21 protein-coding genes and 1 pseudogene are annotated in these 21,099 nt (G+C 71.0%); 13 read left to right on the forward strand and 9 right to left on the reverse strand.

The window, feature by feature from the left end:
* Nucleotides 1–10 precede the first annotated feature (10 nt).
* Nucleotides 11–964 carry an SDR family NAD(P)-dependent oxidoreductase gene (locus EDF51_RS16225; protein ID WP_131880702.1) on the forward strand — a complete coding sequence of 318 codons (954 nt, stop codon included), beginning with the start codon at nt 11–13 and terminating at the stop codon, nt 962–964.
* 26 nt (nt 965–990) lie between these two features.
* Here the strand turns inward: EDF51_RS16225 and EDF51_RS16230 are convergent, their stop codons facing one another.
* Nucleotides 991–1,857, reverse strand: coding sequence for a shikimate dehydrogenase (locus EDF51_RS16230; RefSeq protein ID WP_207913273.1), 867 nt, complete (start codon nt 1,855–1,857; stop codon nt 991–993).
* A 58-nt stretch (nt 1,858–1,915) separates the two neighbouring features.
* Here EDF51_RS16230 and EDF51_RS16235 point away from each other — a divergent pair, with 58 nt between their 5' ends.
* On the forward strand, nt 1,916–2,923 hold the full coding sequence (locus EDF51_RS16235; protein ID WP_123293627.1) for an iron-siderophore ABC transporter substrate-binding protein: 1,008 nt from the start codon (nt 1,916–1,918) through the stop codon (nt 2,921–2,923).
* Nucleotides 2,924–3,059: 136 nt separating this feature from the next.
* Here the strand turns inward: EDF51_RS16235 and EDF51_RS16240 are convergent, their stop codons facing one another.
* Entirely contained in the window at nt 3,060–3,464 is a 405-nt protein-coding gene (locus EDF51_RS16240) for a DUF1304 domain-containing protein (protein ID WP_123293628.1), read from the reverse strand.
* 60 nt (nt 3,465–3,524) lie between these two features.
* On the opposite strand from EDF51_RS16240, the gene EDF51_RS16245 reads away from it, so the two are divergent.
* Nucleotides 3,525–3,848 (forward strand): chorismate mutase, encoded by a 324-nt coding sequence (locus EDF51_RS16245; protein WP_123671988.1) that lies wholly within the window; start codon nt 3,525–3,527, stop codon nt 3,846–3,848.
* Nucleotides 3,845–4,978 carry a beta-propeller fold lactonase family protein gene (locus tag EDF51_RS16250; RefSeq protein WP_131880706.1) on the forward strand — a complete coding sequence of 378 codons (1,134 nt, stop codon included), beginning with the start codon at nt 3,845–3,847 and terminating at the stop codon, nt 4,976–4,978. Before EDF51_RS16245 ends, EDF51_RS16250 begins: the two co-directional genes overlap by 4 nt.
* Before the next feature lie 65 nt (nt 4,979–5,043).
* Here EDF51_RS16250 and EDF51_RS16255 read toward each other — a convergent pair whose 3' ends face one another.
* Genes EDF51_RS16255 through purS form a run of 4 tightly spaced genes read right to left on the reverse strand, consistent with a single transcriptional unit; the run spans nt 5,044 to nt 9,350 of the window.
* Nucleotides 5,044–5,964: a 2-hydroxyacid dehydrogenase gene (locus EDF51_RS16255; protein ID WP_165901503.1), complete on the reverse strand. Its 921-nt coding sequence runs from the start codon at nt 5,962–5,964 to the stop codon at nt 5,044–5,046.
* 16 nt (nt 5,965–5,980) lie between these two features.
* Nucleotides 5,981–8,362 carry a phosphoribosylformylglycinamidine synthase subunit PurL gene (gene purL / locus EDF51_RS16260; RefSeq protein ID WP_243692490.1) on the reverse strand — a complete coding sequence of 794 codons (2,382 nt, stop codon included), beginning with the start codon at nt 8,360–8,362 and terminating at the stop codon, nt 5,981–5,983.
* Between the two features lie 35 nt (nt 8,363–8,397).
* Nucleotides 8,398–9,093 (reverse strand): phosphoribosylformylglycinamidine synthase subunit PurQ, encoded by a 696-nt coding sequence (purQ, locus tag EDF51_RS16265; protein ID WP_111085606.1) that lies wholly within the window; start codon nt 9,091–9,093, stop codon nt 8,398–8,400.
* Nucleotides 9,094–9,098: 5 nt separating this feature from the next.
* Nucleotides 9,099–9,350: a phosphoribosylformylglycinamidine synthase subunit PurS gene (gene purS / locus EDF51_RS16270; RefSeq protein WP_017886272.1), complete on the reverse strand. Its 252-nt coding sequence runs from the start codon at nt 9,348–9,350 to the stop codon at nt 9,099–9,101.
* Between the two features lie 188 nt (nt 9,351–9,538).
* Between purS and EDF51_RS16275 the strand changes: the two genes are divergently transcribed.
* Together EDF51_RS16275 and EDF51_RS16280 are read left to right on the forward strand one after the other, a co-directional pair.
* Nucleotides 9,539–10,153: a PadR family transcriptional regulator gene (locus EDF51_RS16275; RefSeq protein WP_131880708.1), complete on the forward strand. Its 615-nt coding sequence runs from the start codon at nt 9,539–9,541 to the stop codon at nt 10,151–10,153.
* The gene (locus EDF51_RS16280; RefSeq protein WP_132100761.1) at nt 10,150–11,799 is read left to right on the forward strand and encodes a DHA2 family efflux MFS transporter permease subunit; all 1,650 of its coding nucleotides are present in this window, start codon (nt 10,150–10,152) and stop codon (nt 11,797–11,799) included. Before EDF51_RS16275 ends, EDF51_RS16280 begins: the two co-directional genes overlap by 4 nt.
* 233 nt (nt 11,800–12,032) lie before the next feature.
* Here the strand turns inward: EDF51_RS16280 and EDF51_RS16285 are convergent, their stop codons facing one another.
* Both EDF51_RS16285 and EDF51_RS16290 read right to left on the reverse strand, forming a co-directional pair.
* A complete protein-coding gene (locus EDF51_RS16285) occupies nt 12,033–12,851 on the reverse strand; it encodes a cytochrome c oxidase assembly protein (RefSeq protein WP_131880827.1) in 819 nt (272 codons plus the stop codon).
* 148 nt (nt 12,852–12,999) lie between these two features.
* Complete coding sequence (locus EDF51_RS16290) at nt 13,000–14,313, reverse strand: acyltransferase (protein WP_131880712.1); 1,314 nt, start codon at nt 14,311–14,313, stop codon at nt 13,000–13,002.
* 169 nt (nt 14,314–14,482) lie between these two features.
* Here EDF51_RS16290 and EDF51_RS16295 point away from each other — a divergent pair.
* Nucleotides 14,483–14,875, forward strand: a pseudogene (locus tag EDF51_RS16295) (Fur family transcriptional regulator); the annotation flags it as partial.
* Between the two features lie 227 nt (nt 14,876–15,102).
* A complete protein-coding gene (locus tag EDF51_RS16300; protein ID WP_131880713.1) occupies nt 15,103–16,632 on the forward strand; it encodes a catalase in 1,530 nt (509 codons plus the stop codon).
* Between the two features lie 99 nt (nt 16,633–16,731).
* Here the strand turns inward: EDF51_RS16300 and EDF51_RS16305 are convergent, their stop codons facing one another.
* The gene (locus EDF51_RS16305; protein WP_165918873.1) at nt 16,732–17,298 is read right to left on the reverse strand and encodes a GNAT family N-acetyltransferase; all 567 of its coding nucleotides are present in this window, start codon (nt 17,296–17,298) and stop codon (nt 16,732–16,734) included.
* A gap of 104 nt (nt 17,299–17,402) precedes the next feature.
* Between EDF51_RS16305 and EDF51_RS16310 the strand changes: the two genes are divergently transcribed.
* From EDF51_RS16310 to EDF51_RS16330, 5 genes are read left to right on the forward strand one after another with little or no spacing between them, the layout of a single operon-like run.
* Nucleotides 17,403–17,687 (forward strand): hypothetical protein, encoded by a 285-nt coding sequence (locus EDF51_RS16310; RefSeq protein ID WP_131880717.1) that lies wholly within the window; start codon nt 17,403–17,405, stop codon nt 17,685–17,687.
* 40 nt (nt 17,688–17,727) lie between these two features.
* On the forward strand, nt 17,728–18,294 hold the full coding sequence (locus tag EDF51_RS16315) for a hypothetical protein (protein WP_131880719.1): 567 nt from the start codon (nt 17,728–17,730) through the stop codon (nt 18,292–18,294).
* On the forward strand, nt 18,294–19,337 hold the full coding sequence (locus EDF51_RS16320) for a hypothetical protein (protein ID WP_131880721.1): 1,044 nt from the start codon (nt 18,294–18,296) through the stop codon (nt 19,335–19,337). Before EDF51_RS16315 ends, EDF51_RS16320 begins: the two co-directional genes overlap by 1 nt.
* Complete coding sequence (locus tag EDF51_RS16325; protein WP_131880723.1) at nt 19,328–19,930, forward strand: ATP-binding cassette domain-containing protein; 603 nt, start codon at nt 19,328–19,330, stop codon at nt 19,928–19,930. Before EDF51_RS16320 ends, EDF51_RS16325 begins: the two co-directional genes overlap by 10 nt.
* The gene (locus tag EDF51_RS16330) at nt 19,927–21,018 is read left to right on the forward strand and encodes a hypothetical protein (RefSeq protein ID WP_131880725.1); all 1,092 of its coding nucleotides are present in this window, start codon (nt 19,927–19,929) and stop codon (nt 21,016–21,018) included. Before EDF51_RS16325 ends, EDF51_RS16330 begins: the two co-directional genes overlap by 4 nt.
* The last annotated feature ends 81 nt before the right edge of the window (nt 21,019–21,099 follow it).

A 21,099-nucleotide genomic window follows, 5' to 3' on the forward strand; every position in this document is an offset into this window, starting at 1 on the left:
AGGAGTCGACATGCCCGCACGCGACCTCACCCGCTTCGGCGGCCGGACCACGGCCGCCGAGGTCGTCGACGGCCTCGACCTGACAGGACGCACGGCGATCGTCACCGGCGCCGCGTCCGGCATCGGGGTGGAGACCGCCCGAGCACTCGCCGGAGCCGGGGCGCGCGTGACGCTCGCCGTGCGGGACGTCGACGCCGGCCGACGGGTCGCGGACGACATCGCCCGGTCGACGGGGACGGACGCACCGGCCGTCGTCGAACTGCACCTGGACCGCCCGGGCTCCGTCGAGGCGTTCACCGCAGCGTGGTCGGGGCCGCTCGACGTCCTCGTCGCCAACGCCGGCATCATGGACGCGCCCGAGTCGTACACGCCCGCCGGGTGGGAAGCGCAGTTCGCCACGAACCACCTCGGGCACTTCGCCCTCGCGGTCGGGCTGCACGACGCCCTGGCGGCCTCGGGTTCGGCCCGCATCGTCTCGGTGTCGTCGAGCGGCCACGGCGGTTCGCCCGTCGTGTTCGACGACCTGTTCTTCCGCCGGCGCCCCTACGAACCCGGACTCGCCTACGGCCAGTCGAAGACCGCGAACGTGCTGTTCGCCGTCGCTGCCGGCCGGCGGTGGGCCGCCGACGGCATCACCGCGAACGCCCTGATGCCCGGCGGGATCTGGACCGGGCTGCAGAAGCACTGGGACCCGGAGGTCCTCGCCGCCACGAAGATCGCCGCCGCCGACGCCGTGAAGACCCCCGAGCAGGGAGCCGCGACCTCGGTCCTGCTCGCCACCGCACCGGAACTCGACGGGATCACCGGCCGCTACTTCGAGGACTGCCACGAAGCAGCGGTGGTCGAGCGGATCGAGGACGGCCTGCACGGCGTGCTGCCCTGGGCGCTCGACCCTGACCAGGCCGACCGGCTGTGGGACGTGTCCGTCGCCCTGCTCGACGCCGAGGCGCGGTCCCGCGGCTGACCGCGGGTCGCCGGTGTCGTCGTCGGCTAGCTGCTGATGACGGCGGGCAGGCCGACAGCCGAGCGCATCGCACGACGGACGGCGGCCTCGTCGGGCAGCAGCTCGTCCTCGTCACCGGTCAGGAAGAAGCGGATCTGGCCGATGGCCTGCTCGGTGAGCATGTCGAGACCGTTCAGCACCCGGCCGCCCGCACCGGCCCAACGCGACGCGACGGCGGTCGGCCACGGCTCGTAAGCGACGTCGAACAGCACGGCGTCCGACCCCGACGGCACCAGCTCGAGTGGGTCGGCCGCACCGCCGGGAAGCGTCGACAGGACGAACCCGTGGCGGGTGCCGGGCAGGTCGGTGAGCGGCAGGACCTCGAGCGAGACGCCGAGCCGCACGGCCAGCTCCACGAGCGACCCGGCCTTCGCGGTGTCGCGCAGGAACACCCGCACGAGTGACGCCCCGAGCCGCACGGTTGCGGACAGGGCGCTCGCCGCGGTCGCCCCGCCGCCGAGGATCGTGGCCTCGCCGGGAAGGTGCCCGAGGGCCTCGACCGGACGGACGAGCCCCTGGACATCGGTGTTGGCACCCGCACGGACGATGCTGTCGCCCTCGTGGCGGAACGCCACCGTGTTGGCGACCCCGAGCTCATCGACCAACGGGGTCGTGCGGTCGAGGAGCGGCAGCACCTCGCGCTTGAGCGGCATCGTGAGACTCAGCCCGCGCCATCCGGGACCCAGCCCCGCGACGAACTCGTCGAGCCCACCGGACGCGACCTCGTGCCTCCCGTACGACCACCCCAACCCGAGCGCGTCGTAGGCCGCTTCGTGGAGCGTGGGGGAGAGCGAATGCGCGATGGGGGAGCCGAGCACCGCGAGGCGCGTGCGGTCTGGATCTGGGACGGCCACGATCACCCAGCCTATCCAGCTGAATTCCTGTACGCCCCGTTAGGTTAGGCTACCCTTCGTGATCCGCTCATCCCTTCGTCTCCGACGTGTCCTCGCCGCTGCGGGTGCCGTCGCCGCAGCCTCCCTCGTCCTCGCCGGCTGTGCCTCGGGCTCCGGCTCGTCCACCGACACGGCTTCGTCCGGCTCGTCCGACGGCGCCTTCCCGGTGTCCATCACGACCGGCCTCGGCACCACGACGATCGACTCGCAGCCCAAGCGCGTCGTCGCCCTCGGCTGGGGTGACGCCGAGACCGCGCTCGAGCTCGGCGTGCAGCCGGTCGGCGCGAGCGACTGGCTCGCCTTCGGTGGCGACGGCGTCGGACCGTGGCTGAAGGACGCGTACACGAAGTCGCCGAAGATCATCCAGACGCTCGAGCCGAGCTACGAGGACATCCTCAAGCTCAACCCCGACCTGATCCTCGACGTGAAGTCGTCTGGCGACAAGGACCGCTACGACAAGCTGTCCGCGATCGCGCCGACCGTCGCGATCCCGAAGGGCGGCGAGAACTACCTCGCCTCGACCGAGCAGCAGACCACGATGATCGCGAAGGCGCTCGGCAAGGAGTCCGAGGGCAAGAAGCTGCTCTCCGACCTCGACGACGCCTACGCCACGGCGCGCAAGGCCCACCCGGACTTCGAGGGCAAGACCGCCGTCGTCGGTGCGTACAGCTCCGAGGGCTTCGGGGCGTACGCCTCCACGGACAGCCGCTCGTCGTTCATGAAGAACCTCGGGTTCACGATCCCGTCGGCCATCGACAAGGAAGCCGGCAAGGCGTTCTCCGTGACGCTGTCCGACGAGAACCTCGACCTGCTCGACGCCGACCTGACGCTGGTCCTGCCGATCTACGTCGACGCGTCGAAGGCCGAGGCTGACCCGCTGTTCCAGAAGGTGCCGTCGGTCGAGGCTGGCCACTACATCGTCTTCGACGACAAGGACGTGTCGTCGGCGTTCTCGATGGGCACCACCGCTGCGATCGAGTGGGCGCTCGACAAGCTGCCGGCCCAGTTCGAGGACAAGCTCGGCTGACCTGGCCGGTCTTCACCCGCGAAAGCGACAGGGTGCCGCCGATGTTCGGCGGCACCCTGTCGCTTTTGCGTGGCGGGGCTGACGGTCTGGTCGAGACGGCTCAGACGGCTCAGATGGCTCAGACGGCTCAGACGGCTCAGACGGGGAAGCTCGAGCCGAGCAGCGCGAAGAGCAGGGCGATCAGCGGGAGCGTGCCCTGCTTGAACGCGGAGTTGACGTACTTGCGGCCGGAGCCGACCAGGATCACCGCGGCGCCGAGCATGCTCGCGGTCGAGAACACGACGAGGGTCCAGCCGGTCGCGGTGTTGCCCGCCAGCACCAGCACGACACCGAGGATCGCGCCGATCGCCAGGAACAGGTTGTAGAACCCCTGGTTGAACGCGAGGGAGCGGGTCGCGTCGGCCTCGGTCTCGGTCGCGATGCCGAACACCTTGCGGGCGCGTGGACTCGTCCAGATGATGGATTCGAGGAACCAGATGTACACGTGGACGAGGCCAGCGAGGACCGCACACACGCCCGAGATCACGAGCAAGACCGACATGTGCTCATTCTCGCAGGCGTCGGCGGGGTTCGGCTGCGCGTCCGCCAGTAGGCTCGGGGCATGAGCGACGACGTCACCCCGCCCGAGCCCGAAGCGACGGCTGTCGCCGAACTCCGGAGCATCCGGCAGAGCATCGACAACATCGACGCCGCCGTCATCCACATGCTCGCCGAACGCTTCAAGTACACCCAGCGAGTGGGGCACCTGAAGGCCGAATCGGGCATGCCCGCCGCCGACCCGGACCGCGAACAGATCCAGGTCGCACGGCTCCGGAGCCTCGCCGCCGAGGCGCACCTCGACCCCGCGTTCGCCGAGAAGTTCCTCAACTTCATCGTCGCCGAGGTCATCCACCACCACGAGCGCATCGCCGGACGCGACGAATGAGCGTCGACCTGCCGACCCTGCTCGTCGGTTCCTACACCGCCACCGGCGGCGGGAACGCGACCGGCATCTCCCTGGTCGACGGCGGCGCTGCCCGCACGGGCGCGGGCGAGGGCGAGGGCGCTCGTACCGTCGCGGTCGCTCGTACCGTCGCGGTGCTCGACGATCCCTCGTTCCTCGCTGTGTCGGGCGACCGTGTCTACGCCGTGTCCGAGACGAACGACGGCGGGGTCTCCGCCTTCCGGATGCAGAACGGCGCGCTCGAACACCTGTGGGACGCCTCCGCCGGCGGTGACGCCCCGTGCCACCTGCGGGTCGACCCGTCCGGGGCGCTCATCGTCACCAACTACGTCTCCGGCACCGTCACCGCCGTCTCGCTGGCGGCGGCTGAGTCGTTCTCCGCCTCGGTCCTCGCGAGCGACGGCGTCGTCCTGCCCGCAGACGGCGTGCACGGCCGAACCGACCGGCTCGCCGTCCCTGCCTCGGCCATCGCCGTCGCGACCCTGCCCGCCGCCACCGGCCCGGTGCAGGACCGGCAGGATGCGCCGCACGCGCACCAGTCCGTCGCGACGCCGGACGGCACGGTGCTCGTCGCCGACCTGGGTGGCGACGCGCTGCACGAGTTCCGCGTGACCGTGTCGGCCGACGGCGTCCCCACGCTCGAGGCGCTGCGCGTGCACCACGTGGCGCCCGGCGTCGGCCCGCGGCACCTGGCCTGGTACGCAGGCGACCTGTTCGTCGCCGGTGAGCTCGACGGCGCGGTCCACCGACTCCGCCGCGACGAGTCCGGCTCGCTCGTGACGATCGCCTCGACCCCGACGTTCGAGGGTGCGGTGGGGGAGTCGCTCCTCAGCCACATCGAGGTCGACGACGCCGGACTCGTCACCGTCGCCGTCCGTGGCCGCGACCTGATCGTGGTGCTCGACGCTGCCGACGACGGGCTCGCGCTCGTCGGGTCCGCGTCGTGCGGGGGAGCCTGGCCGCGGCACTTCGCCCGGGTGCCGGGGTACGTGCTCGTCGCCAACGAGCGGTCGGACGCCATCGCAGTGCTGCCGATCGGTGTCGACGGTGTGCCGGGCGAGGCCGTCGAGCAGATCGCCGTCGGGACCCCGACGTGCATCGTCCCGCTCTGACCACCGTTTTGCTGGTGCGCGCCTGACGCCGTCGCGCGCAGACGACGGCGTGTTCCGACTGGTCGCTAGCGCTCGATCAGGTTCTCGAACGGGCGACCCTCGGCCAGCGCTGCGACCTGCCGACGCATCAGCTCGATCGACCGCGGGACGCTCAGGTCGGTGTTGCCCCCGACGTGCGGCGTGAGGACCGTGTTCGGCGTCGTCCACAGCGGGTGGCCGTCTGGCAGGGGCTCGGGATCGGTGACGTCGAGCGCCGCGAACAGCCGCTCGGACTGCAGCTCCGCCACCAGTGCATCGGTGTCGACGACCTTGCCGCGGGCGACGTTCACCACCAGGGCACCGTCGGGCAGCGCGGCCAGCAACTCGGCGTCGACCAGCCGTTCGGTCTCGTCCGTCAGCGGCGCGATGAGCACGAGGACGTCCGTCGTCGGTGCCAGCTCGGGCAGCTCGCCGAACGCGTGCACGTGGCGACCGTCCTGGTCGCGAGCCGTACGGGCCACCACGGTGACCTCGGTGCGGAACGCCTCGAACCGGGTTGCGATCGCCGAACCGATCGCGCCGTAGCCGACGACCGTGACCCGGCGGTCGGCCAGGGAACGGGTCTTCCGGGCGTCCCAGACACCGTTCGCGCGATCGGCCTGGAACGCCCCGAGTTCACGCAGCGAGGTCAGCGCCAGGCCGACGGCGAGCTCGGCGGTCTCGTCGTCGTGGATCCCCCGACCGTTCGCCAGCTGGGCGTGACCGGGCACGTGCGGCACCGCGTGCTCGTAGCCGGCGCTCGGCAGCTGCAGGAGCTCGAGCGCCGGCAGGTCGTGCACGAACTGCCAGCGGTGCCGTCCACCGAAGTAGAACGGCAGGAACGTGATGGCGACGTCGTCCGGGCGACCGTACGGCGCCTCGACGTCCCACACGTCCAGCTCGATGCCGTCCGGCACGGGGCCGAACCGGTCGACGAGCTCCGCGAAGGGCAGGGTGACGATGGGCACGCGGTGTCCGCCGGGCCTAGGAGTCCGTGCGCGGCGAGAACGCACCGTCGGAGTCGAGCGGCCCACGGCCGACGTACCCCTCGGTGACGTCCTCGACGATCACGTCGCCGAATCGGGCCGGCAGCGTCGCGTTGTGCGTGCCGCGGAGCTCGTCGAGCGTCGCCGTGAACGCACCCTGGACCTCGAGCGCGTTCGACGTGGCGTCGGTCACGCCGATGCGCAGGACCGGGAAGCCCCGACCGGCGCACAGGCCCTGGAAGCGGACGTCGTCCTCGCGCCGGACGGTCACGATGACGCGACCGGTCGACTCGGAGAACAGCGCGGTCGCCGTGTCGACGCCGTCGCGGGACTCGAGCTCGTCGAGGACCACGCGGGCACCGAGGCCGAAGCGGAGCACCGACTCGGCGAGCGACTGGCCGAGGCCACCGTCCGCCAGGTCGTGCGCACTCGTCAGCAGCTGCTCGCCGCTCGCTGCGAAGAGCAGCTCGGCGAGCTCCTTCTCGCGACCGAGGTCCACCGCCGGCGGACGACCGCCGAGGTGTCCGTGCACCGTGCCGGCCCAGGCCGACCCGTCGAGCTCGAGGCTCGTGGTGCCGAGCAGGTAGATGTTGTGGCCGTCGTCCTGCCAGCCCGACGGGACGCGCTTGGCGACGTCGTCGATGACACCGAGCACACCGACGACCGGGGTCGGGTGGATCGGGGTCGAGCCGGTCTGGTTGTAGAACGACACGTTGCCGCCGGTGACCGGGATGCCGAGCTCCATGCAGCCGTCGGCCAGTCCCTCGACCGCCTCGGAGAACTGCCACATGACCTCGGGGTTCTCGGGTGAGCCGAAGTTCAGGCAGTCGGTGACCGCAGCGGGGACGGCACCGGTGACGGCGACGTTCCGGTACGCCTCGGCCAGGGCCAGACGCGCGCCCTGCTTCGGGTCGAGCTGGCAGTAGCGGCCGTTGGCGTCGGTGGCGATGGCGACACCGAGACCCGTTTCCTCGTCGACGCGGATCATGCCACCGTCGTCGGGGAAGGACAGGGCCGTGTTGCCGAGCACGTAGGTGTCGTACTGGTTCGTGACCCAGTTCTTCGACGCCAGGTTCGGCGAACCGAGCAGGCTGAGGAACTGCGCCTTGAGCGCGGGGCCGTCGGCCGGACGGTCGAGCGACGCCGCGGTGTCGGCCTGCAGCGCGTCGATCCAGGTCGGGTAGGCGACCGGGCGGTCGTAGACCGGGCCGTCGACGGCGACGGTGCGCGGGTCGACGTTGACGATCTCCTGGCCCTGCCAGTCGATGACGAGACGGCCGGTGCCGGTGACCTCGCCCAGGACGCTGGTCTCGACCTCCCACTTGCCGACCACGGCGAGGAACTCGTCGAGCTTGTCGGGGCGGACGACCGCCATCATGCGCTCCTGGCTCTCCGACATCAGGATCTCTTCGGCCGTGAGCGTGGGGTCGCGCAGCAGGACGTCGTCGAGCGAGATGTGCATGCCGCCGTCGCCGTTGCTCGCGAGCTCGGACGTGGCGCAGGAGATGCCCGCGGCGCCGAGGTCCTGGATGCCCTCGACCAGTTCCTTCTGGAACAGCTCGAGGCAGCACTCGATCAGGACCTTCTCGGCGAAGGGGTCGCCGACCTGGACGGCGGGACGCTTGGTCGGGCCGCCCTCGGTGAAGGTGTCGGACGCCAGGATCGATGCGCCGCCGATGCCGTCGCCACCGGTGCGGGCACCGAACAGCACGACCTTGTTGCCGGCTCCGGACGCGTTCGCCAGGTGCAGGTCCTCGTGCCGCAGGACGCCGACCGCCAGGGCGTTGACCAGCGGGTTGCCCTGGTACACCGGGTCGAAGTAGGTCTCGCCGCCGATGTTCGGCAGGCCGAGGCAGTTGCCGTAGAACGAGATGCCACCGACGACGCCGTGCACGACGCGTGCGGTGTCCTCGTGGTCGATCGCGCCGAAGCGGAGCTGGTCCATCACGGCGACCGGGCGTGCGCCCATCGAGATGATGTCGCGGACGATGCCGCCGACGCCGGTCGCGGCGCCCTGGTACGGCTCGACGTAGGACGGGTGGTTGTGCGACTCGACCTTGAAGGTCACCGCCCAGCCGTTGCCGACGTCGACGACACCGGCGTTCTCGCCCATGCCGACCATCAGGTTCTTCGTCATCTCCGGCGTGACCTTCTTGCCGAACTGACGGAGGTAGTTCTTCGAGGACTTGTAGGAGCAGTGCTCGGACCACATGACGGAGTACATCGCCAGCTCGCCCGAGGTGGGGCGGCGGCCGAGGATCTCCTTGATGCGGGCGTACTCGTCCGGCTTCAGGCCGAGCGCGTCGTACGGCTGGTCCTTGTCGGGAGTCGCCGCGGCATCCTGCACGGTGTCGGGCTTCGGGCGCACGTAAGTCGTCACGGTGTTGTCGTTCCCTGTCACTGGAGTCGCGGCCGTCACTTGACGAGCGTCGACTCGATCACGGAGGTGAAGAAGGTGAGGCCGTCCGTGCCGGAGGCCATGGCAGCGGCGGTGTCCGGGCCGAAGCCGGGCTCGGTCGCGTGCTCGGGGTGCGGCATCAGGCCCACGACGTTGCCGCGCTCGTTCGAGACGCCGGCGATGTCGTCGATCGACCCGTTCGGGTTCACCCCGACGTAGCGGAACACGACCTGGCCGTTGTCCTCGATGCGCTTGATCTCGTCGGCGTCGGCGACGAAACGGCCGTCGGCGTTCTTGAGCGGGATCGTGATCTCCTGCTGCGCGGTGAACCCGGAGGTCCAGGCGGTGGAGGTCGTCTCGACGCGGAGCTTCTGGTCGCGGCGGATGAACTGCTGGTGCGCGTTGCGGGTGTGCGCGCCGGGGACCAGGCGGGCCTCGGCCAGCATCTGGAAGCCGTTGCAGATGCCGAGCACGGGCATGCCCTTGCCGGCGGCGTCGATGACCTCGGCCATGATCGGCGCCTTCGCGGCGATCGCACCGGCGCGCAGGTAGTCGCCGTACGAGAACCCACCGGGCAGCACGATGGCGTCGACGCCCTGCAGGTCGTGGTCGCCGTGCCAGAGGGCGACGGGGTCGGCACCGGCGAGACGGACCGCGCGCTGGGCGTCACGGTCGTCGAGGGAGCCGGGGAAGGTGATGACGCCGATGCGCATCCGGGTCACTGGCCTTCGACGGTCACGGAGACGACGTCCTCGATGACCGCGTTCGAGAAGACGTCGGCGGCGATGTCGCGGACCTCGGCCAGCTTGGCGTCGTCGACGGGGCCGTCGACGGTCACCTCGAAGCGCTTGCCGATGCGGACGTTGGTCAGGTCGGCCTTGCCCAGACGGGCGAGGGCGTTGCCCACCGCCTTGCCCTGGGGGTCGAGGATCTCAGCCTTGGGCATGACCTCGACGACGATCGTTGGCACGTGTTCTCTCCAGCGCTTCAGGGGTGGGGGACGCGACCAGTCTACGGGGCGCGCGCGACACGCCGGGACGGATCCGGGCCTCCTGTGGAGAACGTGCTGTGCGTTTGCTCACCTGTGTTCGACTCCGTATATTCGAAGTCGAATAGTCCAGTCGGAAGACTGCCGCATCGATCCGTCAGGAGGCCCGCATGGCGTCGCTCACGCCCCTCGCGTTCGCCGCGCTCGACCTGCTGAACGAGGCACCGATGCACCCGTACGAGATGTTCCAGACGATGGTCCACCGGCAGGAGGAGCGGAACGTCAAGGTCCGCCCGGGCACCCTGTACCACCAGGTCGGCCGCCTCGCCGAGCTCGGGTTCGCCGAGGTCGTGGGCACCGACCGCGACGGCAACCGGCCGGAACGCACCACCTACACGATCACCGAAGCCGGCCGCGCAGCACTCGCGGACGGCCTCCGCCGCATGGTGGCGGAGCCCGCGGACGAGTACCCGGAGTTCCACCTGGCCCTCTCCGTGCTCGAGAACCTGCCGCACTCCGAGGCGGTCGATGCCGTCCGGGCCCGGATCGTCGCACTCGAACAGGAGCGCGACGACTACGACCAGGCACTCCAGCGCGTGCAGGCCAAGCAGCTGACCGAGCGGTACTGGCTCGACGTGTCGTACGTCCGTGCGATGCTCGCCGCGCAGATCGAGTGGCTCAGCACCACCGTCGACCGCATCGCCAGCGGCGACCTCCCATGGGACGGCCCGGCCGTCCCCACAGACACTGACTTCCCCACGAACAGCAAGGACACCACTCGATGACCACCGTCACGCCTCCGCGGACGACCGAGAAGAAGCCGTGGCCCGCGCTCTGGGCGCTCGTCGTCGGCTTCTTCATGATCCTCGTCGACTCGACCATCGTGTCGGTCGCCACCCCCACCATCGCCCAGAAGCTCGACGCGGACATCAACTCCGTGATCTGGGTGACGAGCGCGTACCTGCTCGCCTACGCGGTGCCGCTGCTCATCACCGGCCGCCTCGGTGACCGCTTCGGCCCGAAGGTCATGTACCAGATCGGCCTCGTCGTCTTCACGCTCGCCAGCCTCTGGTGCGGTCTGGCCGGCTCGATCGAGATGCTCATCGTGGCCCGCGTCGTGCAGGGCCTCGGCGCCGCGATGATGAGCCCGCAGACGATGTCCGTCATCACGCGCATCTTCCCGCCGCAGAACCGCGGTGCCGCGATGGGTCTCTGGGGCGCCGTCGCCGGTGTCGCCTCGCTCGTCGGCCCGATCGTCGGCGGCCTGCTCGTCGACGGCTTCGGCTGGGAGTGGATCTTCTTCGTGAACGTCCCCGTCGGTGTCGTGGCGTTCGTCCTCGCGCAGCGCTTCGTGCCGTCGTTCGACCGTCACGGGCACCGCTTCGACTACCTCGGCATCTTCCTGTCCGCGGCCGGCCTGTTCCTGCTCGTCTTCGGCATCCAGGAGGGCGAGACCTACGACTGGGGCGTCATCGCCGGACCGATCTCGGTGTGGTCGCTCATCATCGTCGGGCTCGTGGTGCTCGCCGGGTTCGTCGTCTGGCAGGGCGTGCAGAAGGGTGAGCCGCTGCTGCCCCTCGGCCTGTTCAAGGACCGCAACTTCACCCTGGCCAACGTCGCCATCACGGCCGTCGGTGTCGCGATCGCCTCGTTCGCGCTACCGATCATGCTCTGGGCGCAGGACGTCCTGCGGTTCTCGCCGACCCAGGCTGCACTGCTCCTCGTGCCGCAGGCCGTGCTGTCCGCCGGCCTCGCACCGCTCGTCGGCAAGAATCTCAACCGGTGGAACCCGCGCTGGGTCGCCGCGTTCGGTCTCGCGTGCTTCTCGGCCGGACTGTTCTGGTTCGGCGCCCTGCTGTCGTCGAGTGCCGACTGGGGATGGGTGCTCCTGCCGAGCGCGCTCCTCGGCATCGCCAACGCCTGCATGTGGGGTCCGCTGTCCGTCTCGGCGACGCGCAACCTGCCGCCGAAGCTGGCCGGTGCCGGCTCGGGCGTCTACAACACGACGCGTCAGATCGGTGCCGTGCTCGGTTCGGCCGGCATCGCGGCGCTGATGGAGGCCCGGATCACCGCGAACTTCCCGGCCTCGACCGGTGGGACCTCCGCCGGTGGTGCCGAGCAGCAGGTCGGCGGACTGCCCGGGTTCCTACTCGAGCCGTTCTCGCGGGCCATGGGTGAGTCGCTGTTCCTTCCGGCGATCGTGCTCATCGCGGCGATCGTGGCGGCGCTGTTCCTGGCGAAGCCGAAGCAGACCGTCGCCTGGCAGCAGACCGGTGGCGTGACCGCGCAGCCCGACGCGGAGGGCACTGCGCCGGCCGAGGGCGACGCGAAGCCGGCCGAGCACGGCGTGCACGCTGCGGCCGCTGCTCCGGCGACGGCCGAGGCCGAGCTCGCCGCCATCGACCACCACGGCAAGCACGCCGACGCCTGACCCGCGCCGACCACCCGGGCCCCGGGCTGCTCCCACGAGCGGCCCGGGGCCCGCGTGTAGCCGGGGTCCCGGCGCAGTCGTTGCGGCCGCGGGGGTGCGACACCGTCGACGTCGTACGACAACGGGTTCGTCGCAGTCCCGCGTCTGCAACAGTTGCGGCCGCGGGGGTGCGACACCCTCGACGTCGTACGACATCGAGGTCGTCGTTCCGGGTCGGCGCCCCGCCCGCGCGCTCAACCCCGGCGCTGCAGGTGCTCCCGCGTCAACTCGTCGATCTGCTCGTCGGTCAGGGCGTCGACGGCGCGGGCCTCGCGGCGATCGGTCCGCTGCCACCGGATGAACAGCGAGATGAGCACGGGGATGTCCGCCACCTCGGCGATGAACCACAGCAGGTCGCCCGCCAGGTGCTGGTCGCGCAGCGGCGACGGGAACCACGGCTGCCCCACGGCCTGCACCACCGACCCGTCGAGCACGTGGTTCGTGATCCGGAGCACGATGCCCGGCACCGCGTCGATCATCAGCTCCACGAAGGCGAGCAGGAACTCCGCGGTGACGAACGTCGACGACCGCAGCACACCGGGCTCGGACAGCGGAGCGAGCAACCCGAACCCGAGCATCGGGACCGTCACCGTGATCACGACGGCCCAGACGGACGATTCCCGCAGGGTCGCCGCGAACGGTGTCAGCAACAGGCCGAACAGGACGAGGGCGACGAGCGGCGCGACGATCGCGTTGCCGAGCAGGCGCACTGGACGCGACCGCATGGCGGCGTCGGCGGCGTGCGCGAGGCGATCCGGGCCTCCTGTCCGGAGCAACGAGACGGGCGCACCGAGCGCGGCGAAGGTGGGGACCGCGAAGAAGAGCAGGGCGGACCGCAGCACGAACGCCCACCGCAGCTGCTGGTCGTACACGCCGACGATGCCGAACTGCAGGATCCCGAACAGCACCAGTGCGGCGACGAACGCGAGGGTGCGCCACCAGGGCCAGCGTGCGCCGCGACGTGCGGCGGCGACGACCCACCAGCCGTAGGCGACCGCGGCGACGGCGATCATCACCGCGGACAGGGGATCGAACCGCCAGGTGCTCCAGAACTCGGGTGTCGACGGCGTCGGGTGCCTCCAGGGGATCGGCCTGCCGCCATCCTCTGCCCGGCGCGTGTGGCGGTGCAGGTCGGAGTGGCCCCGAACGGTGAGAACCGTTTCAGATCCGGGTGACGCCCCGGGCCGGCGTGGTCCGCGAGAGCAACCACACCCCGATCGGCACGGCCACGGCGCCGATGACCGCGATCCCGAACGACAGGTGCAGCTGCATCACCAGGAACGCCGGACCGATCGTGCAGAGCGCAGCGACAGCGACGACCGGCCAGGACGGGCGGTCGGCCGAGGGCAGCAGCCGGGGGAGCGGGCGGTCGAACCAGCGGAGCGCGCGAGCAACCCCGAGCGCGACGGCGAGCACCGCGACCAGCGCGATCAGCCGGGACGCCCACCACCCACCCGAGCCCGGCGACGGGAACGGCACCCCGACCAGCAGGGCGACCCCGTTCAGCGCGATGAACAGCGGCAGGTGCCACAGGTAGATGGTCATGCCGTCGCGGCCGAGGACGAACACGGCTCCGAGCGCGGCCCTGGTGCGCATCAGGCGACTGAGCGGGGCGTGCACGAGCTGGACCAGGCAGGCCTGCGCGATCGCGAGGAACGCCAGCGGGAGCATCGGCGGGTTGAGGTCCTGCAGCATGTCCGGTGCCCACAGCCCGATCGAGGTCATCGGGACGAGCAGGGCGTAGGCGACGACCGCCACCGCGAGCAGGAGCGCCTTCGACCGCCGTGCGAACCACCCGTCGGCCCAGAGGAACCCGAGCTGCTGCGCGAAGAGCCACACCGGCCCGAGGTTGAGCAGTCCGACCTCGGCGACCCCGGTGGCCAGGCGGACCGCATCGACCACCGCGGCGAGCACGAGCAACACGCCGAGGGTTGCCCAGGGTGCGCGCTCGTGGAACCGCATCATCAGCGGCACGCAGCACTGCGTGATGCCGTACGCGGCGAGGAACCAGAGCGGTGAGCCGATGCCGAACGCGACCTCGGCGAGGAGGTCCGGCGGGGTGCCGACGGCCGTGGCCACACCGAGCCCGAGCGCGAGGAACACGAACAGCGGGACCGCGGGCCGGAACAGGCGCACGAGGCGGGTGGCCAGGTAGTCTCGAGCAGGGCTCGGCGCACCGCGCGCGACGGTGCTGCGCCAGCCGACTGCGCTCGCGAAGCCGCCGACCACGAAGAAGAGGGGCATCACCTGCCCGACCCAGGTGGCGGCGACGTACCACGGGAGTTCCTGCAGGGGGCTCGTCACCCGCACTCCGTGGTCGTCGGACGCGACGCCGACCATCGTGACGTGCACGATGACGACGAGGACGACGCAGGCCGTCCGGATGAGGTCGACGACCAGGTCCCGCTTCGCGATGATCCCCCGGACGTCCGGTGCGCTGTTCGCCTGTTCAGACAGGCCGTGGCTCGTGGACATGTCGGGACGTTAGCGTGCAGACCGATCGTTCCAGGGTCCCTCCAGGTGATCGCCGCCAGATCGTGACACGTCGCATACCGGTCGCGGAATGTGTTCCGACGGGTACGCGCCACGACGGCTCGTGTACAGTGGCCGTGTTGTCTTGATTCCTGCAAAAGAAAGGCTCAGCATGGACGCCGACGCCGATCTGCTCCGCACCTCGGGCCTCCGGGTCACGACGCCGCGACTCGCGGTGCTGCGGGCCACCGAATCGATGCCGCACGCCACCGCCGACGACATCGTCACGGCGCTCACGGCGGAGCTCCCGACGACCAGCCACCAGGCCGTGTACGGCGTGCTCGCCGCGCTGACCGGCGTCGGCCTCGTCCGACGCATCGAGCCGGCCGGCAGCCCCGCTCGGTACGAGCGACGCACCGGTGACAACCACCACCACATCGTCTGCACCCTGTGCGGCGCGATCGAGGACGTCGACTGCGCCGTCGGGCACTCGCCTTGCCTGACCCCGTCGGACGCGCACGGCTTCGCGGTCACCACCGCCGAGGTCACCTACTGGGGCATCTGCGAGCGGTGCGCCGCGGCCGAGCGCGACGACGCGGGCGATGACGCAGCCGGCGACGCAGGCGCAAGCGCAATCGACGCAGGCGCAAGCGCAATCGACGCAGGCGCAAGCGCAAGCGACGCAGGCGCAAGCGCAGACGAGCCCGACGCAGCCGCGCCCGACGCCCCGCGCGTCCCCTGAACCACCCGAGCACCCCTGACCGAACCAACCGTTCCACCCAAGGAGGAACCGTGTCCGACCAGAACACGACGCCCGGCCAGCCGGCCGGCACCCCCACCACGACCACCAACTCCGGCGCTCCCGTCTCGAGCGACGAGCACTCGATGGGCGTCGGGGCCGACGGCCCCCTCGCGCTGCACGACCACTACCTGGTCGAGAAGCTCGCCCAGTTCAACCGCGAGCGCGTGCCGGAGCGCGTCGTCCACGCGAAGGGCGGCGGCGCCTTCGGTACCTTCACCGTCACGCAGGACGTCAGCAAGTACACCCGCGCCGCGTTCCTGCAGCCGGGCCAGCAGACCGAGATGCTCACGCGCTTCTCGTCCGTCGCCGGTGAGCAGGGTTCGCCCGACACGTGGCGCGACCCCCGCGGTTTCGCGCTGAAGTTCTACACGTCCGAGGGCAACTACGACCTCGTCGGCAACAACACCCCCGTCTTCTTCATCCGCGACGGCATCAAGTTCCCCGACTTCATCCGCTCGCAGAAGCGCCTGCCCGGCTCGCACCTGCGCGACCACGACATGCAGTGGGACTTCTGGACCCTGTCGCCCGAGTCGGCGCACCAGGTCACGTGGCTGATGGGCGACCGCGGCCTGCCCGCGTCGTGGCGTGAGATGGACGGCTTCGGCTCGCACACGTACCAGTGGATCAACGCCGAGGGCGAGCGCTTCTGGGTGAAGTACCACTTCATCACCGAGCAGGGCCACAAGACCCTGACGCAGGAGGACGCCGACCGCATCGCCGGCGAGGACGCGGACTTCCACATCCGTGACCTGCACGCCGCGATCGAGCGCGGGGACTTCCCGCGCTGGACCCTCAAGGTGCAGGTCATGCCCTACGGGGACGCCGAGTCCTACCGCTTCAACCCGTTCGACCTGACGAAGGTGTGGCCGCACGCGGACTACCCGCTCATCGAGGTCGGCACGATGGAGCTCAACCGCAACCCGGAGAACTACTTCGCCGAGATCGAGCAGGCGACCTTCGCCCCCTCGAACTTCGTTCCCGGCATCGCTGCCAGCCCGGACAAGATGCTCCTCGCGCGCATCTTCAGCTACGCGGACGCCCACCGCTACCGCGTCGGCACCAACCACGCGCAGCTGCCGGTCAACGCCCCGAAGAACGAGGTGCACTCGTACTCGAAGGACGGCGCGATGCGCTTCGACTTCCAGAAGTCCGAGGTGCCCGTGTACGCGCCGAACTCGCTCGGTGGCGCACACGCCGACCCGACCGCGACCGACGACGTGCCCGGCTGGGAGTCCGACGGCGCGCTGCAGCGTTCCGCCGCGACCCTGCACCCGGAGGACGACGACTTCGGTCAGGCCGGCACGCTCGTCCGAGAGGTCCTCGACGACGCCGCCCGTGAGCGCCTGGTCGGCAACATCGCCGGTCACGTCTCGAAGGTGACGCGCGACGACCTGCGCGAGCGCGTGTTCGCGTACTGGACGAACGTCGACGCCGACCTCGGTGCGCGCGTGCGCGCCGCGGTCGTGCCGAGCGCGCCGGGTTCGAACGAGGACCCGGAGACGGTTGCGGTCGAGGCGTAGTCCGGTGGACGCGGGGGCGTGAGCCCCGGTCCACCACCTGACGGACGGGAGGCACGGTGCCAGCTGGCACCGGGCCTCCCGTCCGTCTGTCGTTGCGTTCTAGACCTCTTGCCCGTTCAGCCAGATCGGGCCGGCCGGCCAGTCCTCCAGGGCTGCGGCCACCGGCCGCACCATCCAGCCGCCCTGCTCCGTGTTCGTGATGCCGGCGCCCTCGGCGGTGAACGCCGAGAAGGTGCCGACGACCTCGGGGAACTCGTGCCAGCCGAGCTTCGCGTAGAAGGGGATGCGGTTCTCGCCCGCGCCGAGGAAGCCGTACGGCACCGCGAGCCCGTCGAGCACGGCGTGCGTGCGCTCCATGAGTTCCCGGCCCTTGCCCGATCCCTGGAGCCTGGGCGACACGGCGACGAGGCCGGTGTCGCCGACCAGGACGTCGCGCCCGCCGACCGTGATGAACATGCGGCGGATCCCGACGTGCGCCAGGACGACGCCATCCTGGTCGCGGGCGAGGACCCGGCGTTCGGGCTGCATGCCGGACCAGCTGCGGCCGCCCACGTACCAGTGGGACCAGTCCGGGAACGCCTGCGCGAGCAGTGCTGCGATCGCTTCGTGGTCCGGGAGCGAGAGGGAGCTCTCCTCGACCACCTCCCACTGGATGTCATCAGTCACGCGTCCATCCTGCACGGATGTGCTGATGGTCGTTGCGCTCGCGTACTGACCGGTAATACGTTAACGGTGACATCGGGGCGATGTCGCGATGAAAGGGGAGATCGATGTCGATCAAGAACGTCGTACTGGGTGCGGTCGTGCTGGGGAGTGTCGTGGGCGGCGGGATCGCGGTCGACACCGTGACGGCGCCGGAGGCAAGTGCTGCGACGTGCTGGCGGAAGGTGACGCAGAGCATGGGCTTCAACGAGTCGGGGTGTGGCCGTGCTCAGCACTTCAACCGGCTGAAGAGCGGGACGATGAAGTGGGGGAACGTGGTCGGTGGCAACAAGTGGTCCTACGAGGCTGCCTGCTGGACCAACATCGCCCGGTACGGCATGGTCCGGGCCTGACGCGGTGGTTCGGAACCGTGCTCGGGGAGCATTGGTCGTCGTGGTGATCGCCGCCACGGGGCTCGCTGGCTGCGCCTCCGCAGATGCTGCGCCCCGGGTCGTCGATCCGTCAGGCTTCTCAGTGGCCGGGCCGTGGGCGGGTGAGTTCGCGGAATCAGCCGCCGACACCAGCCCGTACCAGCGGCAGATCCTCTCGGACGGAACGATCTCGGCGCGGGAGGTCGCAGATGCCCAGTCCCGCATGAGCGCATGCATGCGGGATCTCGGCTACGACTACACGACAGCAGAGGACGGCACGTCCGAAGCGTCGCCGCTCCCAGGGCGGAAGGCTGAAGACGCAACGGCCATCAACGATTCGAAGTCGAAGTGCGCGAAGGACTTCGACAGCGACGTGACGTACCTGTTCAACGAAGTCCGGCGGAACCCGGAGAAGCAGGACGAGGCAGAGATCACCGTCGCGTGCCTCCGTGCCGTGAGACTCGTCGACGACACGTACACCGAACGTGAATGGCGCACCCAGAACGACGACGGGAACTTCTCCTTCTCGCAGTGGGACCCCGGAGCCGTACAGTGTCGGCTGGACCCCCTCGGACTCTGGCGGCAGTGATGCGCTTCCCGTCTGCCGCGCTCCTGGCGCTCGGGGCGATGGTGGTCGCGGCGGCGACGGCCGCCGCCATCGTGGTCGCTGTGCCGGCCGAGGTCCCGGCTGCACTCCGGACGGCGGCCCCCACGAGCACCGTCCGGGTGACCGAGCGCACCGATGCCGATGAACGACAGGTGCAGCTCGCACTCGCCACCGGTGCCCCACGGGCGGTCGTGACGTCGCGGACCGGCACGGTGACGACGTCGACGTGCTCGACCGGGGCGCCCGTGCGGAGCGGGGACGTCCTCGCGCGGGTCGACGGGCGGCCGGTGATCGCGCTCGCCAGTGACGAGCCGCTGTGGCGCGACCTCGAGCTCGGCGACCGCGGGGCCGACGTCACGGGGCTGCAGCGGGAACTCACGCGCCTCGGTGCCGGACTGAGTATCGACGGCGTCCTCGGCCCGGGCACGCTCCGAGCTGCGCACCAGTTCCTGCTCGACCGAGGTGTCGACCGCGACGACCTGCCCGACGACGTCGTGCCGCGGGACCCGTTCGCATGGGTGCCAGCCGCCGAGAACGCCGTCCTGGCGTGCGTGGCCGTCGTCGGGGCAGCGGTCGGCGCCGACGGTGTCCTCGTCGAACTCCCGGCCGAACTCCGCGGCGCGCGCATCGAGGCGCTCCCGGTTGATCCGGCGCCGGGGGAGCGCGTGCTGCGGATCGGGAACGCCGACATCCCGATCGACGACGCCGGGGTGGTCTCCTCGCCGACGGACCTCGCTGCGATCAGCGCCCTGCCGGAGTACGCGGCGACGGTCGCTTCGGCGGACGGTGCACCGACGGTGGCCGCGACGTGGACCCTCAGTCGCCCGCGGACCGTCCAGGTGGTGCCGCCGACGGCTCTCTGGGACCTCGAGGGTGACCGGGCGTGCGTGCAACCGACGACGGGGCGGCCGCTCCGGGTCCAGGTCCTCGGGTCGGAACTCGGGCAGTCGTTCGTCCGGGTGCCCGGCGGACGAACGCTCGACCGGATCCGTGCCGCGCCGGACCGGTCCAGCTCGTGTCGGTGACGCTCGAGGGCGTCGGACATGTCTGGCCGAACGGCACCGTGCTGTTCGACCGCGTCGACCGCGCCTTCGCCGAGGGGAGCGTGACCGCGGTCGTCGGGCCGAGTGGCTCCGGCAAGTCCACGCTGCTCGCGATCCTCGCCGGGATGCTCCGTCCGACGCGCGGTGCCGCCGTCCGTCCGCCGGGCTGTCGGCCGCTCTGGGTCTTCCAGAACCCGTACGGGGTGGCCCGCCGCCGCGTGCTCGACCACGTCGCGCTGCCGTTCGTCGCCCAGGGCGCGGATCGTCGGACCGCGGACGTCCGGGCGCTCGAGGTCCTCGAGCGCTTCGGGCTCGGCTCGCGGGCGCACGCGCGGTTCGCCGAGCTGTCCGGTGGCGAGGCGCAACGCCTGATGCTCGCGCGCGCCATCGCCAGCGCGCCGGGTCTGATGCTGGTCGACGAGCCGACGGCGCAACTCGACCGGGCGACCGCGATCGAGGTGAACCGTGGGATCGGTGCGCTCGCCGCGTCGGGGACGGTCGTCGTCGTCGCCACGCACGACGACGCGACCCGCGACGCCTGCGACGGAGTGCTCGACCTCGGGCGGTACCGATGAGCCCCCGCCGGATGCAGGTGACCGAGGTCTGGCGGGAGGCGTGGCGCGACATCGCCTCCGGAGCCTCGTGGGCAGCCGTGACCGCTGCCGTCCTCGCGGTGCTGCTCAGCGGTGTCGTGGGCCTGCGCGCCGCAGCGGTCGCCGGTGACGTCCGAGCGGCTGCGGTGTTCGTCGCGAGCGGTGCGGGGACGACCGTCCAGCGGGCCGAGGGCCGGATCGACGGCCGCGTGTGCGATGCCCTCGCGGATGCCGAAGGGGTCATCGCGTCTGGCGCGTTCCGTCGCCTCGACGCCGGGGTCGTCCCCGCCGCGCTGCCGGGCTCGGCGATCCCGACCTACGAGGTGACCGCCGGGGTGCGTGGCCTGCTCGGTGGCTCGGCTGCCGACGGGGCCGCGGGAGTGATCATCTCGCCCGCGGTGCACGAGACCCTGGGGCTTGCCGCAGGCGATCGCCTCGTGACGGTGGGCGGCGCGGGCACCGGAGTCGCCGGTGTGTACGACTACCCCGACGACGGCCGGGACCCCGACCTGGAGTACGCGGTCCTCGCGCCGACGGTGGACGACGGGTCGCCGTTCGACGCCTGCTGGGCGACGGTGTGGCCGCAGCGCGACGACACGGTCTCCATGCTCCGGCGCACCGTCCTGCCGGCGAGCGGGGCCGAGGGCGAAGACCGACCCACCGCCGGGCAGCTCAACCCGACCCTGGGCGCGGTCTTCACCCCCGCGGCGCGGCAGCCAGTGCTCGTCCCGTTCGGTGCAGCGGTCCTCGTGGGGCTGACGATCGGCGCGGCAGCGGTCGCACGGCGCCGGCTCGCCTTGGCCTCCGACCGGCACGTCGGGGTGCCGCGGTGCGCGCAGGTCCTCGGCATCGTCCTGCAGCACCTGGTCTGGGGATCGGTCGGGACCCTGGTCGCGACGAGCGTCGCGGTGGTGTCGGTGCGCGGCCTCGACGTCGACGACGCACTGCCGATCGTGCGCGAGGCGATCGCGATCGCGTCCCTCGGGCTCGTGGGCGCGCTGCTCGGCGGGGCGCTCGCCGCGGCCGCGATCCGCGAGCGCGCGCTGCACCGCTACTTCCGTTCCCGCTGACCGCAGCCGGGTGCTGCGCCACTTCAGTTCGCGCTGAGCGACACATCTCGGGCGCCGGGCCGCGAGAAGTGTCGCCCACCA

This window comes from Curtobacterium sp. PhB25 (genome assembly GCF_004365375.1).
In the GTDB taxonomy this organism is placed as follows: Bacteria; Actinomycetota; Actinomycetes; order Actinomycetales; family Microbacteriaceae; genus Curtobacterium.

What these genes read in the sequence shown, in the direction of transcription:
- EDF51_RS16245 (WP_123671988.1), top strand. Translation starts at nt 3,525, where the DNA reads ATGAGCGACGACGTCACCCCGCCCGAGCCCGAAGCGACGGCTGTCGCC.
- EDF51_RS16275 (WP_131880708.1), top strand. Translation starts at nt 9,539, where the DNA reads ATGGCGTCGCTCACGCCCCTCGCGTTCGCCGCGCTCGACCTGCTGAAC.
- EDF51_RS16280 (WP_132100761.1), top strand. Translation starts at nt 10,150, where the DNA reads ATGACCACCGTCACGCCTCCGCGGACGACCGAGAAGAAGCCGTGGCCC.
- EDF51_RS16310 (WP_131880717.1), top strand. Translation starts at nt 17,403, where the DNA reads ATGTCGATCAAGAACGTCGTACTGGGTGCGGTCGTGCTGGGGAGTGTC.
- EDF51_RS16240 (WP_123293628.1), bottom strand. Translation starts at nt 3,464, where the DNA reads ATGTCGGTCTTGCTCGTGATCTCGGGCGTGTGTGCGGTCCTCGCTGGC.
- EDF51_RS16285 (WP_131880827.1), bottom strand. Translation starts at nt 12,851, where the DNA reads ATGATCGCCGTCGCCGCGGTCGCCTACGGCTGGTGGGTCGTCGCCGCC.
- EDF51_RS16320 (WP_131880721.1), top strand. Translation starts at nt 18,294, where the DNA reads ATGCGCTTCCCGTCTGCCGCGCTCCTGGCGCTCGGGGCGATGGTGGTC.
- EDF51_RS16225 (WP_131880702.1), top strand. Translation starts at nt 11, where the DNA reads ATGCCCGCACGCGACCTCACCCGCTTCGGCGGCCGGACCACGGCCGCC.
- EDF51_RS16330 (WP_131880725.1), top strand. Translation starts at nt 19,927, where the DNA reads ATGAGCCCCCGCCGGATGCAGGTGACCGAGGTCTGGCGGGAGGCGTGG.
- EDF51_RS16250 (WP_131880706.1), top strand. Translation starts at nt 3,845, where the DNA reads ATGAGCGTCGACCTGCCGACCCTGCTCGTCGGTTCCTACACCGCCACC.
- purQ (WP_111085606.1), bottom strand. Translation starts at nt 9,093, where the DNA reads ATGCGCATCGGCGTCATCACCTTCCCCGGCTCCCTCGACGACCGTGAC.
- EDF51_RS16290 (WP_131880712.1), bottom strand. Translation starts at nt 14,313, where the DNA reads ATGTCCACGAGCCACGGCCTGTCTGAACAGGCGAACAGCGCACCGGAC.